The organism is Mongoliitalea sp. (assembly GCF_054166905.1).
In genome coordinates, this window is the sequence record NZ_JBSZCK010000045.1 from 18,152 (window position 1) to 33,276 (window position 15,125).

General features: G+C 41.9%; 11 protein-coding genes. 7 read left to right on the forward strand and 4 right to left on the reverse strand.

Annotated elements, in window-relative coordinates:
• Positions 1-140 precede the first annotated feature (140 nt).
• From ACXIUD_RS17535 to ACXIUD_RS17555, 5 genes are all read left to right on the forward strand, one after another.
• A complete protein-coding gene (locus ACXIUD_RS17535) occupies positions 141-4,013 on the forward strand; it encodes an efflux RND transporter permease subunit (RefSeq protein WP_458053948.1) in 3,873 nt (1,290 codons plus the stop codon).
• A 132-nt stretch (positions 4,014-4,145) separates the two neighbouring features.
• On the forward strand, positions 4,146-4,538 hold the full coding sequence (locus ACXIUD_RS17540; protein WP_458053949.1) for a four helix bundle protein: 393 nt from the start codon (positions 4,146-4,148) through the stop codon (positions 4,536-4,538).
• Entirely contained in the window at positions 4,535-6,064 is a 1,530-nt protein-coding gene (locus ACXIUD_RS17545) for a TolC family protein (RefSeq protein WP_458053950.1), read from the forward strand. Before ACXIUD_RS17540 ends, ACXIUD_RS17545 begins: the two co-directional genes overlap by 4 nt.
• 280 nt (positions 6,065-6,344) lie before the next feature.
• Positions 6,345-8,612 carry an efflux RND transporter periplasmic adaptor subunit gene (locus ACXIUD_RS17550; RefSeq protein ID WP_458053951.1) on the forward strand — a complete coding sequence of 756 codons (2,268 nt, stop codon included), beginning with the start codon at positions 6,345-6,347 and terminating at the stop codon, positions 8,610-8,612.
• 5 nt (positions 8,613-8,617) lie between these two features.
• Positions 8,618-9,217, forward strand: a complete 600-nt coding sequence (locus tag ACXIUD_RS17555; RefSeq protein WP_458053952.1) for a hydrolase — start codon at positions 8,618-8,620, stop codon at positions 9,215-9,217.
• 77 nt (positions 9,218-9,294) lie between these two features.
• Here ACXIUD_RS17555 and ACXIUD_RS17560 read toward each other — a convergent pair whose 3' ends face one another.
• Together ACXIUD_RS17560 and kbl are read right to left on the reverse strand one after the other, a co-directional pair.
• Positions 9,295-9,558, reverse strand: coding sequence for a DUF6364 family protein (locus ACXIUD_RS17560; protein WP_458053953.1), 264 nt, complete (start codon positions 9,556-9,558; stop codon positions 9,295-9,297).
• A 128-nt stretch (positions 9,559-9,686) separates the two neighbouring features.
• On the reverse strand, positions 9,687-10,883 hold the full coding sequence (kbl, locus tag ACXIUD_RS17565) for a glycine C-acetyltransferase (protein ID WP_458053954.1): 1,197 nt from the start codon (positions 10,881-10,883) through the stop codon (positions 9,687-9,689).
• A 142-nt stretch (positions 10,884-11,025) separates the two neighbouring features.
• On the opposite strand from kbl, the gene ACXIUD_RS17570 reads away from it, so the two are divergent.
• Complete coding sequence (locus tag ACXIUD_RS17570) at positions 11,026-11,973, forward strand: NAD-dependent epimerase/dehydratase family protein (protein ID WP_458053955.1); 948 nt, start codon at positions 11,026-11,028, stop codon at positions 11,971-11,973.
• Between the two features lie 266 nt (positions 11,974-12,239).
• Here ACXIUD_RS17570 and ACXIUD_RS17575 read toward each other — a convergent pair whose 3' ends face one another.
• Positions 12,240-12,584: a Spx/MgsR family RNA polymerase-binding regulatory protein gene (locus ACXIUD_RS17575; protein ID WP_458053956.1), complete on the reverse strand. Its 345-nt coding sequence runs from the start codon at positions 12,582-12,584 to the stop codon at positions 12,240-12,242.
• 137 nt (positions 12,585-12,721) lie between these two features.
• On the opposite strand from ACXIUD_RS17575, the gene ACXIUD_RS17580 reads away from it, so the two are divergent.
• Positions 12,722-13,765 carry a DUF3667 domain-containing protein gene (locus ACXIUD_RS17580; RefSeq protein WP_458053957.1) on the forward strand — a complete coding sequence of 348 codons (1,044 nt, stop codon included), beginning with the start codon at positions 12,722-12,724 and terminating at the stop codon, positions 13,763-13,765.
• Positions 13,766-13,831: 66 nt separating this feature from the next.
• On the opposite strand, the gene hemL is transcribed toward ACXIUD_RS17580, so the two are convergent.
• Positions 13,832-15,124 carry a glutamate-1-semialdehyde 2,1-aminomutase gene (hemL, locus tag ACXIUD_RS17585; protein ID WP_458053958.1) on the reverse strand — a complete coding sequence of 431 codons (1,293 nt, stop codon included), beginning with the start codon at positions 15,122-15,124 and terminating at the stop codon, positions 13,832-13,834.
• Between the last annotated feature and the right edge of the window lies 1 nt (position 15,125).

The following is a 15,125-nucleotide window of genomic DNA, read 5'->3' on the forward strand; positions in this document are numbered from 1 at the left end:
GCCTATATTTTCCCATCCTTATCCCATTATCAAAGTAAAGATTTGCTTTGGGATTCAATATCCATAAGTATCCAATATCCATAATATCTGTTTCTATCACTCAAAAGATGTGCAGATGATTTAAGCTAAATTCAGAATTTATGCTAAATAATATCATCAAATTCTTCCTCGAAAATAAGCTGGTCACAGTAATTCTCCTTTTACTCGTAATAGGTTGGGGGATTGTTACGGCTCCGTTTAATTGGAATACAGGTTTCTTACCCAATGATCCTGTACCGGTGGATGCCATTCCAGATATCGGAGAAAACCAGCAAATTGTCTTCACCGATTGGATGGGGCGCTCTCCGCAGGATGTGGAGGATCAGATTACCTATCCTTTGACAACATCCCTCTTGGGAATGCCTGGAGTAAAGTCTATTCGAAGTACCTCGATGTTTGGCTTTTCTTCCATTTATATCATTTTTGAAGATGAAGTGGAGTTTTACTGGAGTCGTTCACGGATCTTGGAAAAACTTAATTCGCTTCCCGCTGGATTATTACCGGAAGGGGTACAACCCAAACTCGGACCAGATGCCACTGGCTTAGGGCAAGTCTATTTTTATACTTTGGAAGGTCGAGACGAACAGGGGAATCCCGCAGGAGGTTGGGATTTGCATGAATTGAGAAGCATCCAAGATTACTATGTACGTTACGGATTAGCAGGGGCGGAGGGAGTTTCCGAAGTGGCTAGCATAGGAGGTCATGTGAAGGAGTATCAAGTTGATCTGGATCCTGTGGCCATGAAGGCACATAATGTTTCCATGATGCAGGTGATGAATGCTGTCAAACAGTCTAACCTTGATATTGGTGCGAATACCATGGAAATCAATCAGGTGGAATTCATCGTCCGTGGTTTGGGATATGTGAAGTCATTGGAAGATATAGAGATGGCAGTGGTCAAGATGAGCAACAATGTTCCACTACGTATCAAAGACATCGCTAAAGTCAACATAGGGCCCGCAAGCCGGGCGGAAAGGGCAATCTTGGATAAAGGAGGTGCAGAAGCTGTTGGTGGAGTAGTGGTAGCACGTTATGGCGATAATCCCCTCCTTGTTATTGATGCGATCAAATCTAAGATTGAGGAAATTTCTCCAGGATTACCAAGTAAAACCTTGGAGGATGGCACCATCTCTAAAGTAACCATTGTGCCTTTTTATGATCGTTCGGGATTGATCAAGGAGACCTTGAATACCTTGAATGAAGCCATCAGCTTACAAATATTGATTACCATCATTGTCATCATGGTGATGGTTTACAATCTTCGTGCATCTTTGTTGATATCTGCACTCTTGCCTCTAGCCGTGCTTATGTGCTTTATCATGATGAAGTATGTAGGCGTAGATGCCAACATTGTGGCCTTATCTGGGATAGCCATTGCCATCGGTACGATGGTTGATCTTGGTATTATTCTGAATGAAAATATCTTACGGCACTTAGAAGACTCCGATGGTAAAAAAACCAAATTGCAACTCATTTATGAGGCTACTACAGAGGTGAGTTCGGCAATTTTAACCGCAGTGATGACCACGATCGTCAGCTTTTTACCTGTCTTTACACTTCAGGCAGCAGAAGGCAAACTCTTCGGTCCATTGGCCTACACCAAAACCTTTGCTTTGGTGGCTGCTTTGATTTTCACTTTAGTGTTTATGCCTGCCTTTGCCCATTGGGTATTTGGCGCATCTATCCAATCGAAAAACTATAAAACCCTTTTGAATAGCTTGATGGGGATAGCGGGATTGGTCCTGTTGTTCTACATTCCATGGGCTGGACTTGTATTGCTAGCATTTGCTATCAATCATCTGGCCCATCATTTCTTCCCTCAGCAGACGAAAGGGGGTATCTATAAAAATCAGATTGCCATGCTGATTGCAGTGGTGTCTGTGTCTGTTTTATTAGCAGTCGAATGGAGACCTTTGGGATTGACTCAATCGGTCTTTGCAAACTTCTTGTTTATTGGCTTGGTGTTGGGCTTGGTACTGGGTGTTTTTGCGTTGTTTATTCGATTCTATGCCAAGCTACTGCAATGGTGTTTGGAACATGCCCGCATTTTCTTGTTGATCCCGCTTACAGTTATCTTGCTTGCGCTCAATATTTGGCTGGGATTTGGAAAGATTTTCGGTTTTGTGGCTTCTGGCTTTGATACCCTTGGGGTAAATATCCGTACTACTTCGATTTGGTCGGGAATGGTCCATGCATTTCCAGGGATGGGCAAGGAATTTATGCCTGCACTCAATGAGGGCTCCTTTCTCTTGATGCCTACTTCTATGCCGCATTCCGGTGTGGAGGCCAATATGCAAATTGTCAAGCAATTGGATATGCTGGTACAAGCCATCCCTGAGGTAGAAATGGTGGTTGGCAAGGCGGGTAGGGCAGAAAGTCCCCTAGACCCTGCACCCATGTCTATGTACGAAAATATCATCAATTACAAAACCGAATATGTGCAGGATGAGAATGCCCGAAAACTGCGCTTCAAAGTAGACCGGGAAGGAAATTATCAAATTCTCGTCAATGGAAAAAATTGGTGGTATGATCGTGAGGATGGTGCTATATGGGATGAGGAAAAAAATTACATGGAAGAAACCCAGCGTAGGACAATTGCACGTACCATTGTCAACTATTTGGTGGCTGACGATAGAAAAGGGCAATATTTCCGTCAGTGGAGGGATGAAATTCGCACGCCAGATGATATTTGGGATGAAATCCAAGCAAGAACTTCCAATCTTCCCGGGGTAACTTCGGCGCCCAAACTTCAACCTATTGAAACCCGCTTAGTCATGTTGCAGACAGGAATGCGGGCACCTATGGGGATGAAGGTGTACGGGCCTAACCTAGAAACGATTGAGGATTTTAGCTTGAAATTGGAGTCTGTTCTGAAGGAAGTTCCTTCGGTGAAGGCGGAGGCAGTATTCGCAGATCGTTCGCTTGGGAAACCCTATTTGGAAATTGATTTAGATCGAACCCAACTGGGAAGATATGGTTTGAATGTAGCTGATGTGCAGGAATTTATTGAAGTGGCGATAGGTGGAATGACCTTGAGTACTACGGTAGAAGGAAGGGAGCGATATGCTATCCGTGCCCGTTATGCCCGAGAATACCGAGATGATCCGGAGGCCTTGAAGCGTATCTTGGTTTCCACTCCAAGTGGTGGTCAGATTCCTTTGGGGCAATTGGCCGAGATTAATTACCGTCCGGGACCGATGATGATCCGAGGGGAAAATACCTTTCTCGTGGGATATGTGCTCTTTGATAAAAGAGATGGTTTTGCAGAGGGTTCCGTAGTGGATGATGCACGTAATTTTATTCAGCAAAAAATTAACTCGGGTGAATTGGAAGTTCCGGCAGGGGTCTCCTATACCTTCTCTGGAAGTTATGAAAATCAAGTACGTGCAGAGAAGCGTCTCGCTATCGTGATTCCTTTATGCTTAGCAGTTATTTTCTTGATTTTATTCCTTCAATTCCGCTCCACGGCGATGGTTTTGATGATTTTCTCTGCGATAGCTATGGCTTTCTCGGGGGGCTTTATGATGCTTTGGCTGTATGGGCAGGATTGGTTCTTTGATTTCAGTTTCTTGGGAACCAATATGCGGGAACTCTTCCAAATGCGAACATTCAATCTCTCTGTGGCTGTTTGGGTAGGATTCATTGCCCTCTTTGGTATCGCAACTGATGACGGTGTGGTGATGGGAACTTACCTCAAACAGAGTTTTGAAAAGATCCAACCCGAAAATGTCAAAGAAGTGAGAAAAGCAGTTTTGGAAGCTGGACTGAAAAGGGTAAGGCCTTGTCTGATGACAACAGCGACCACTTTGTTGGCATTGCTTCCTGTATTAACCAGTTCCGGTCGAGGCTCCGACATCATGATCCCTATGGCCATTCCAGCCTTTGGAGGGATGACGGTGGCCTTGATATCGTTGTTTATTGTGCCGGTGTTGTATGGAAAGTATATGGAAATTAGACTTAAAAATAGAGATTAACTGTATTTAGATATTAGTTGATATTGGATATTGATAGATATTGGATTTGTACGCAAGAATTTTATTTAGTAGAAAACTCTTGTCGAAGAAAAATGATATTTAAAAGAAGATCAGAACTAATTATTGCGAGAAATGGAAAACAGGAAAGGTTATATAAAGCTGGAGGATTTGGAGCTGTATCAATTGTCCAGAGAGCTTTCTAGAAAAGCATGGGATATTTATTCCAAATTAACTTGGGAACAAAAACGTACCATGGGAGATCAGTTTATTGAATCCGCTGATTCCATAGGGGCAAATATTGCAGAATCCTATGGCCGATACCATTATTTAGACAGAATTCGATTTTTGTATAACAGCAGAGGCTCTAAGCTCGAGTCAGTCAATCATTGGTTGAGTATCATGCATGAACGTCAGATTGTTTCCAAAGAACAATTTGATGAGCTCAACGCAATAGCTGAGAAGTTAGGGCTAAAATTGAATAATTACATCAAGTCTATTTACAATTCTAAACATGAGTTGAAATGAAAAGGACCAAATCCAAATTACCGTTCAATACTAAATTGTGGAAAGATATTCGCAGCTCAAAACAATATCCACGAATATCTAATATCTATAAATATCCACTTCTTTATTTGCTATTTATTTCTACCATATTTCAATCAAATGCTCAATCTCTCGAAAACTATTTAGATATAGCTTCCGAAAACAACCCTGCTCTCCAAGCTTCCTTCAAACAATATCAGGCGGCTTTGGAGAAGACAAATCAGGTGAGTTTGGAGAATCCTCAGTTGAATATCGGTGTGTTTACGAGACCTATGGAATTGTTGATGGGGAATCAGCGGGCAGAGGCATCGGTGATGCAGATGTTCCCTTGGTTTGGAATGCTGAAGACACAAAAAGATGAGGCTACACTCATGGCAGAGGCCAAGTACGAGGAGTTTAGACAACAACGCAATCTTCTCCTATATCAGGTGAAGGAGACGTATTTTCAGTTGCAGCAATTGGAGAATACGCTTGAAATTACGATCTCCAATTTGGAGATTTTACGGTCTCTGGAACAATTAGCCGTTATCCGTTTTCAGGGTGGAAATACAGCTGAGGCCGTTTCCTCTGTTTCAACAGCAGTACGAAGACCTACGCGGGGAACACAACAAGGTGGTGGATCGGATGGAATGGGGATGGGGAGTAATGGAGCAGGAGGCTCCTCCGGTTCTGGTTCATCTTCAGGAAGTTCTGCATCCATGTCGAGTATGGGCTCTGGTGGAAGTTCGGGTAAACTCACCGATGTACTGCGTTTACAAGTGCAGATTAAGGCTTTGGAGTCTGATTTGCAGCAGTTGGAAGTGGATAAGCGGCCTTTAGTGGTGCGATTTAATCAGCTATTGGGTAGGGATAAAAATGAAATGGTTACTATGGAGCAACCGCTAGAATGCCGAAGGGATATGGATTGGGAGCTCGCTATGTTAGAGCAAATCTTAGCAACCAATCCCATGTTGCTGATGCTTGAAAAGGAGGGGTTGGCTTATCAAAAACAAGGTGAAATGGCCAAACTGGAAGGAAAACCTATGTTTGGGCTGGGGCTGAACTACATGGTTTTTTCTCCGAGAGCAGAAATGGGCGTACCCGGTGGCATGGGAGGTATGGATTATATGCCTGCAGGTATGGGAAATAATATGGTGATGCCTATGGCTACGGTTTCTATGCCTATCTATCGTAAAAAATATAAGGCTATGGAAGCTGAATCCAAACTGTACTGGGATGCCAATGAGCGTCAAAAGGAGGATTTGCAAAGAAATCTGGAAAGTGAATTCGAAAGTCTTTTAGCTTTCATTAAGGATAGCGATCGAAAAATTCGTCTGCTGGAAGAGCAAATTGAATTGACCGAACAAACCTTGGAACTCTCCGTGACTTCCTACGCAACCGAAGGTAGTTCCTTCGAGGAAATTCTCAATATTCAACGAGAGCTATTAGACTTTCGGTTGAATTTATTAAATACAAAAATTGAACGTGAAATTGGATTTGCTCGAATGGAAACATTGGTTGGGATTTGATCTGATATTTATTGATACTAGATACTGATAGATATTATTGTGAGGGTAAATATCCAATATCCATTAATATCCAATATCCATTAATATCAAATTCTATTTTCTCGCAATGCACGCAAAGATGAACGCAACGCACGCCAAGATTACCGTAGCGCTCTTAGCGAAACTCGTGGCGACCTTTGCGTGAACCAAAGCAACAAATCGTCTTTCAAAGAAAATCTAAGTCTTATCTTCCCGATTTTCGGGACAGGCTTTGAATCTTGTCTCTTGTCTCTAAAAAAATATGAACAACAACAAAAATATCCTCATCATCATCCTAGGCTGTCTCCTGTTTGGAGCAGTGGGAGGATACTTGATTCGTGGAGGGGGGGAAGAACATCCTGACCACGAACATACCCATATTGACGAAAATGGGGTAGAGTATACCTGTTCCATGCACCCACAGATTAGGCAAAATGGCCCTGGTCAATGTCCACTTTGTGGAATGGCTTTAACTCCTGTAAGTAGTGGTTCGGGTAGTAATAGTCCTTTTGTTATGGAAATGACTCCAGAGGCCGTTGCTCTTTCAAATGTGCAACTCACTCGCGTAAAATCCGGCGCAGGTAATGGCAAGTTAACATTAACTGGCAAAATTCAAATCAATGAACAACGGATGAAAAGCCTTACTGCCAACTTTGCTGGCCGGGTGGATCAGTTATTTGTCAATTTTACTGGTCAGGAAGTCCGAAAAGGAGAGAAGTTGGCAACTTTATATTCTCCTGATTTGGTGAATGCGCAGAAAGAATTATTGGAAACAGTCAAGATAAAAGACCGTCAGCCAGTGCTTTACCAAGCAGCGAAGGAGAAATTACGCTTATGGAAAATTTCCGAAGAGCAAATTGCTAGCATAGAAAGATCAGGACAAATTCAAACCCAGTTTGATGTATATGCGGATGTAGCAGGTGTAGTGATGGCCAGAAATGTAGCGGTGGGTGATTTTGTAGGCAGAGGTACTGTGTTGTTTGAAATTGTAGATTTAAGCAATGTATGGGTCATATTGGATGCTTACGAATCAGATTTGGGAGTTATCCGAAAAGGTGATGAGTTATCTTTTCAAGTTTCCGCCTATCCGGGAAGGGAATTTACAGGTAAAGTGACCTACATTGATCCTATCTTAAACCCTGATACCCGTACCGTTGGTATCCGTGCAGAAGCAGTCAATCGGAATTTTGAATTGAAGCCAGAGATGTTTGTCTCTGCTAGCATTGCGACCAAGCAAGCAGCTCAAGCTGGCTTGATGATTCCTAAAACCGCTATTTTATGGACAGGCCCACGCTCGGTGGTCTATGTACAAGTGGGTAATCGGGAAGCACCTGCTTTTGAGATGAGGGAGATTGAATTGGGACCACGTGTAGGTGATGATTATTTGGTGTTTTCGGGGGTTGAAGAGGGTGAACAAGTAGTTAGTAACGGGGTGTTTGCGATTGATGCTGCTGCTCAGTTGAGTGGGAACTACAGCATGATGATGCGGCCTCAAGTGAAGACAATAGAGGTTTCTGAAGAGTTTAAAAAACAATTAACAACCTTCATTCAGCGCTACCTACCTATCAAGGATGCCTTGGTCCAATCGAACGCACAAGCTACCCAGCAGGCGGTTAATCCTGCAAAAACCAGCTTGGCTAGCGTGGATTCGAAGTTGTTGGATGGCAAAGCATTGGAGATTTGGAATAAGCTGCTCACGCCAATCCGAGGTAGTTTGGATAAAATCGCTCAATCTTCCAATGTGGAGGAGCAACGCAAGCAATTTGAGATTCTTTCAGATAATTTGATTGATGCTGTTGAGTATTTTGGAATTGTGGAGAATACCATTTACCGTCAATACTGCCCAATGGCATTTAAAGATCAAGGTGCCTATTGGTTAAGTAGTGAAAAGGAGATCCGAAACCCCTATTTTGGAGATATGATGCTAACCTGTGGGGAGGTTAAGGAAACCTATCAACCAGGTAAGCGTGTAGCTGCATCGGGAACAAGTACGGAGCAAAAAGCAGCTCCTGCCCACGTACACGATCATGCTGCCCATAGTGGCCACGATCACAGTGCGCATGCAGGCCCTTCTGCTTCCAAGAGTCCGAGAACTGCTGCAATGGCCAATATTGGTAAAAACCATGTCCACGTTGACTATTCAGCTCCCAGTGTTCGAGGGAGAGAGATCTTTGGAGGTTTGGTTGGGTATGGAGATGTCTGGGTGACGGGTGCCCATACGGCTACGAGTATTTCTTTTAATCAGGAGTTGGAAATTGGGGGAAAGCGTATCCCCGCCGGTAAATATGCCATCTTTACAATTCCTCGAGCGGATAAATGGACATTGATTCTCAACAAAAACTTCGATCAGCACTTGGCAGATGATTACGATCAAAAAGAAGATGTAGCCCGCTGGGAAATTACACCGGTGGTATTGAAAGAATCTGTTGAAAAATTGACATTTGAAGTGATCTCCACCAAAGGAAATGAAGGGAAACTTCGCTTTGCTTGGAGTGATCGTTCCATTGAAGTTCCTTTAAAAAGCTTTTAAAACTCATGACCTTAACCCATCCACTCCATAGAACAACTTTTGGTAATCCTGCCAATGAAGGGAATTTGATGACACTCGCTGAGGCCGAAACTCTGCTTAATGATTGGGTGAAAAATGATAAACTCGTTTTTCATATGCAACAGGTGGGACATTTGATGAAGGCTTATGCGATTGCTAACGGATACGATGCATATATGCAACAGCTCTGGCATTTGTCAGGGCTGTTGCATGATGCGGACTGGGATCAATGGCCGGATGATCATTGTAGAAAGATCATTGAAGAATTAGAGGCTAGAAATCAAGACCCGCGTATGATCAAAGCTATCGCTTCTCATGGCCCACGCTATTTTGGAGTGGATCCTGAGTCGGAAATGGATAAAATGTTGTATGCCTTTGATGAGCTTTCTGGATTTGTACATGCCTACTCCTTGATGCGTCCTCAAGGGTATGATGGAATGGAAATCAAAGGTGTTAAAAAGCGGCTGAAGGATAAAAGTTTTGCTGCGCAAGTTAGCAGAGAAGATATTGCCGATGCGTCAGCACGGGCAGGCCTATCCGTGGAGGAACTGATTCAGTTTGTGATTGACAATCAGTTGAGGGGGTAGTTTAAAAGAGTTTTAAAAATTCTCTTGTTTCAAAATGTGGACCTCTTTTTGAGATACTATCAAAAGCGACATTTGTATCAAGCTAAACTTCGGGCATATTTCTTTTTAATATGTTCCTTTATCAATTCTTTATCGAATTTTGTTTCCAAAGTAGGTGCATGTTCTAATCTTGCTAATAGTCTTTGGGCTGCTCGTTGCTCTTCAGTCTGAATACTAGGTTGTTCAGACGCTTCAAAAATTTCTTCAATCATTTTTGAAAGTGAAATACCTCTTTCTTTTGCTTTCTTCTTGGCAGAGTCAATCACACTTTTTTTTATTGTAAAGGTTAGTTTAGCCTTCATAATAACAGGTGTCTTATCAAGTATACGTGTAAATTTAACAATTTCACAAGTACTTTACCTTTAAAAAAAGCCCAATAAAATCATATTGGGCTCATTCATTTTTTCTTATTAAGGTTATCCTTTTTGATTTACTTAATCACTCCTAACTCTTTTCCAACTTCAATAAATGCTGCAATCGCTTGATCCAAATGCTCTTTATCATGTCCTGCTGAGATCTGAACACGAATTCTTGCTTGTCCTTTAGGCACAACAGGATAGTAGAAGCCGATCACATAGATGCCTTTTTCCAACAATTTCTCCGCCATCTGCTGGGAAAGAACTGCATCATACAACATAATTGGTACAATGGCATGTTCTCCTGGCTTGATATCAAAGCCTGCTTCTGTCATTTTTGCACGGAAGTATTGGGTATTGGATTCTAGTTTATCGCGAAGTTCGGTTGTCTCGGATAGTAGATCAAATACTGCAATGGAAGCGCCCGTGATCGAAGGTGCCAATGTGTTGGAGAATAAATACGGTCTGGAGCGCTGACGTAAAAGATCAATGATTTCTTTTCTTCCAGAAGTAAAACCTCCTGATGCACCACCTAGCGCTTTTCCAAGTGTTCCTGTGATGATATCCATCTTGCCCATTACACCACAATGTTCGTGAACACCTCGTCCTGTTTTACCCATAAATCCGGTAGAATGACACTCGTCGCTCATGACCAAGGCATTATATTTTTCAGCTAAGGCTACAATTTTATCCAATTGAGCGATGGTTCCATCCATGGAAAAGACGCCATCGGTTACGATGATTTTCTGCTGCGCACCTTTAGCATCCGCATCTTGCAATTGCTTTTCCAAGTCAGCCATGTCGTTGTGTAAGTAACGGAACCTCATGGCTTTGCACAAGCGCACCCCATCGATGATGGAAGCATGATTTAAGGAATCAGAGATAATCGCATCCTCAGGGCCAAATAAAGGTTCAAATACACCTCCATTGGCATCAAAAGCAGCAGCATAGAGGATGGTGTCTTCGGTACCTAGGAATTCGGAGATTTTATCTTCCAATTGTTTGTGTATATCCTGCGTTCCGCAGATAAAGCGTACTGATGACATCCCAAAGCCGTGAGTATCAATGGCATTTTTGGCAGCTTCGACTACTTTGGGATGAGAGGAAAGGCCTAAATAGTTGTTAGCACAAAAGTTTAATACTTTTTTTCCGCCTTCGATGGTGATTTCTGCGGATTGGGGAGATGTGATGATGCGTTCTCTCTTATACAATCCTGCAGCTTCAATATCTTTTAACTCTTGTTCTAATTTGGGTTTAAGGGTATCGTACATAATATTTGGTAAGTAAAGGTTTTTAACTCCAATTTTCGAAAATAATGAAATTCCTGTCCCGAAATCATTATTTTTGTTTCGAATATTGAATCCCAAATATAATCAAAAAATAGGGGCTTTGTTTGCCCGGAGATAGTTTAGCATGGAAAGAATCTTAATCATCGGCGCTGCTGGACAGCTCGGTTCGGAATTGACTTTGGCCTTGGCCGAGATGTATGGTGGAGATAATGTGATTGCCACAGATATTAATCCTCAAGCTTTAACGAAATTTGACTACTGCCAAACACGTGTACTGGATGTGATGGACAAAGATTCGTTGAGAACATTGGTCATCGATCAGCATGTCAAGCAAATCTATCATTTAGCGGCTGTGCTTTCGGCGACTGGCGAGCAAAATCCTTTGTTTGCTTGGAACTTGAATATGGATAGTTTGATTTTTGTGTTGGAATTGGCGAAGGAGTTGAAGCTCGATAAGATTTATTGGCCTTCTTCCATTGCTGTTTTTGGTCCCAATACACCTAAAGTCAATACTCCGCAATATTGTGTGAAGGAGCCGAACACCGTGTATGGTATTTCCAAGCAAGCAGGTGAGCGTTGGTGTGAGTATTATTTCCAAAAATTTGGGGTGGATGTGAGAAGTTTACGCTACCCTGGGTTGATCGGCTACAAATCTTTACCAGGTGGAGGTACGACGGACTATGCGGTAGACATTTACCACAAAGCGATTGCTGGGGAGCATTTTGTGTCTTTTTTGAAGGAAGATTCGTATTTGCCGATGATGTATATGCCGGATGCAATCAAAGCTACCTTGGATTTGATGCATGCACCCAAGGAGCAGGTGTTGATCCGCTCCAGTTATAATTTGGCGGCTATCAGTTTTTCTCCAAAAGAAATATTTGAAAGTATCCGATCACAGTATCCCGATTTCACGATTTCCTACGAACCGGATTTTAGACAGGCGATTGCTGATAGTTGGCCGGATAGCATCGATGATACGCGTGCCAGAGAGGATTGGGGATGGAAGCCTCAGTATGGCTTACAAGAGATGACGGATGATATTTTGAAGCATTTGCCTACGTTTACCTTCTAGGATTGCTTGCTCGCGGAAAGCGCTGAAGACGCAGAAAAAATTGAAATAAGGTGGAAATAAGGTAGAAATAAATTGAAATAAGGTAGAAATAGAGCGGAAATAAGGTAGAAATAAAGTTGAAATAATTTTGAAGTGAGGGACGAGTTTCTGCTACAGGAGTTAGACCTGGCAGGTTTTTAAAACCTGCCAGGTATTTTGGTTATTAGTTTCGCGAAATTGGCAATTGTCTATCTCGAATTCCACCCATACTTGGTACAAAGAAAAACTTATCTCAAACCTACAATCTCCTCTGGTTCAAACCCTAACACAAGTTTACCTTTTCCATTGTCGAGAATTGGACGCTTTATCATGCTGCTGTTTTGGCAAAGAACTTCGATGGCAGATGATTGGGTTTCTAGGAGTGCCTTATCTGCATCACTGAGTCTTCGGTAGGTGGTTCCCTTTTTGTTGATCAAGGCTTCAAAGCCAACGATGGCAGCGAATTTTTTCAGTAAATCTGTGGTAGGAGCTTGTTTTTTATAGTCGACAAATGTGTATTTGATACCTTCTGATTCCAAAAAATCGAAGGTTTTTTTCATCGTATTGCAGTTTTTGATTCCGTAAACTTTCATATAAAACTTTAGTTTTAATTCCGTAACTTTTATCAAACTTAAGGAATTGCAGGGGAGAAGTCTATTTTTTTAATGGTAAATACTGAATTGACAGCAGAAATTGATAAATTTTCAAACCCAAAGCACTTAGAATTGATATGAAAGCAGACGATAGAAAATTGCCTTACTGTTTGAATTGCGGTGAGGAGTTTCATCAGGATGAAAATTTTTGCCCATCCTGCGGACAAGAGAACAAAGATTCCCGCATGCCTTTGGTTGTTTTCATAGAGGATTTTTTTTCTACATTTCTCAACTTCGATACTATTTTTCTTCGAACAGCACCGGCATTTATCACCAAACCAGGCGCTTTGACATTAGCCTTTAATGAGGGGAGAAGAAAGCATTATATTCAACCAATTAAGTTGTACCTGTTAATGTCCTTGTTTTATTTTTTTGTTTTTGGGCTAGTGATTCCTGGGAATTTATTGGATCAAGCCTTGATGAATACGGTGGGCTCTTTTACAGCAGGAGTGGACGGTAGATTAGCTGAAATTCGGAAAAATCTAAGCGCTCAGGAACAGCTGGAATTTGATAGCTTGATCAATAAAGGAGCTTTACAAACGATCCAAGAAATCTGGCCTCAGGTAACAGACTCTTTGAATCAGGAACGTGTAGATTGGCGTGAATTAAAGCTTTTAGCTATTGATCCTGATGTGTCCGATGAGGATTTTCAAACTGCTTATGCTAAGTCCAAGTTTTATTTTGATTTCAATTTCACTACCTCCAAAATCAGAGCTTTTATAGCTAACTCCAATGTATTCATCAATGGGGTAGCACGCAATCTTCCGGTAATGATGTTTTTTATACTTCCCTTTTTCGCTCTAATCTTACAGCTCTTGTATGTAAGAGGAGATTTTTATTTCGTAGAGCATCTCATCCATGGTTTACATTTACATGCATTTGCTTATTTTCTTTATGGGTTGGCTATTTCTTGGGGATTTATTGTGGACCATTACAATGAGCAAGTGTTGGGGTGGGCTTTTATACTCGTATCCATCTATGCCTATTTTTCTATGAAAAAAGTATATGGGCAAGGCTGGTTCAAAACATTACTCAAGTTTCTGACCCTAGGGTCTTTCTATTTGTTGTTTTTATTGTTAGGTCTGATTGTAGAAATATACATCACCCTTTTGTTGTTATAAAAAAGGCTGTAAAATCTAGAAAATAGATTTTACAGCCTTGGTGATGGCAGGTTGAGAGACAGTTTTTTATGCGATCAGTTCTTTCATTGTCTCATGGTGTGCATCGACAATGTTTTGTATTAATTCATCTGTCAAAGCAGTGGACAAGAATAAAGATTCAAATTGTGAAGGAGCTAGATAAATACCTCTTTTCAACATTCCTTGAAAGTACTTTCCAAAGAGTGCAGTGTCCGAATGTTTGGCACTTTCAAAATCAAAGACTTCTTTATCCGTGAAGAATAAGCTGTACATACTTCCCAAGTGATTGATGGTGTAGTTCAAGCCTAATTTATCCAAGGAATCTTGAATACCTGAGTTCAGCTTGCTCCCGATTTCATTTAATCGAGTATATACCTCTGCATGCTCATTCAAGTGATTTAACATAGCTAAACCTGCTGCCATGGCAATTGGATTCCCTGAAAGTGTTCCTGCTTGATATACAGGTCCAGCAGGAGATACACAATCCATGATTTCTTTTTTGCCACCATACGCACCGACAGGCATTCCACCTCCAATGATTTTTCCTAAAGTAGTCATATCTGGAGTTACGCCAAACAACTCCTGAGCCCCGCCTTTTGACAATCGGAAACCTGTCATGACTTCATCAAAAATCAATACTATGCCTTCCCTGGTACAAATATCACGCAAGCCTTGTAAATAGCCTGCTTTAGGAATGGCTAATCCCATATTTCCAGGAACAGGCTCCAAAATAATGGCGGCAATTTCACCTTTGTTAGCAGCAACGAGTGTTTCGATGGCCTCTAGATCATTGTAAGGAGCCAATAGTGTATCTTTTGCCGTACCCTTTGTTACTCCTGGAGAATCAGGATTACCCATAGTAATCGCTCCACTACCGGCAGAAATCAGGAAGGAATCTCCGTGACCATGATAGTGACCTTCCATTTTGATGAACTTATCTCTACCCGTGTATCCTCTGGCAACGCGGATAGCAGACATGGTGGCCTCTGTTCCGGAATTCACCATTCTTACACGCTCCACAGAAGGAACCATAGAGATAATCAATTCAGCAATTTCGATTTCCCGCGCAGTAGGGGCGCCAAAGGAAGTGCCATTTTCCATGGCTTTCATAACCGCTTCTTTGATCATGGGGTGATTATGGCCTAAGATCATTGGACCCCAACTGTTGATTAATTCTATGTAGGCGTTGTCGTCTTCATCATAGATGTATGCTCCAGATGCACGTTTTATAAAAATAGGATCTCCACCAACTGCTCGAAAGGCCCTGACAGGAGAATTTACACCTCCAGGTATAAAGTTTTTAGCCCGCTCAAAGAGGCTTTTACTTGTTGAAATCTGCATG

Excerpts from the sequence above, each read along its gene's own strand:
- hemL (WP_458053958.1), bottom strand. The coding sequence starts at position 15,124 with ATGCAGATTTCAACAAGTAAAAGCCTCTTTGAGCGGGCTAAAAACTTT.
- ACXIUD_RS17555 (WP_458053952.1), top strand. The coding sequence starts at position 8,618 with ATGACCTTAACCCATCCACTCCATAGAACAACTTTTGGTAATCCTGCC.
- ACXIUD_RS17560 (WP_458053953.1), bottom strand. The coding sequence starts at position 9,558 with ATGAAGGCTAAACTAACCTTTACAATAAAAAAAAGTGTGATTGACTCT.
- ACXIUD_RS17550 (WP_458053951.1), top strand. The coding sequence starts at position 6,345 with ATGAACAACAACAAAAATATCCTCATCATCATCCTAGGCTGTCTCCTG.
- kbl (WP_458053954.1), bottom strand. The coding sequence starts at position 10,883 with ATGTACGATACCCTTAAACCCAAATTAGAACAAGAGTTAAAAGATATT.
- ACXIUD_RS17580 (WP_458053957.1), top strand. The coding sequence starts at position 12,722 with ATGAAAGCAGACGATAGAAAATTGCCTTACTGTTTGAATTGCGGTGAG.
- ACXIUD_RS17545 (WP_458053950.1), top strand. The coding sequence starts at position 4,535 with ATGAAAAGGACCAAATCCAAATTACCGTTCAATACTAAATTGTGGAAA.
- ACXIUD_RS17575 (WP_458053956.1), bottom strand. The coding sequence starts at position 12,584 with ATGAAAGTTTACGGAATCAAAAACTGCAATACGATGAAAAAAACCTTC.
- ACXIUD_RS17570 (WP_458053955.1), top strand. The coding sequence starts at position 11,026 with ATGGAAAGAATCTTAATCATCGGCGCTGCTGGACAGCTCGGTTCGGAA.
- ACXIUD_RS17540 (WP_458053949.1), top strand. The coding sequence starts at position 4,146 with ATGGAAAACAGGAAAGGTTATATAAAGCTGGAGGATTTGGAGCTGTAT.
- ACXIUD_RS17535 (WP_458053948.1), top strand. The coding sequence starts at position 141 with ATGCTAAATAATATCATCAAATTCTTCCTCGAAAATAAGCTGGTCACA.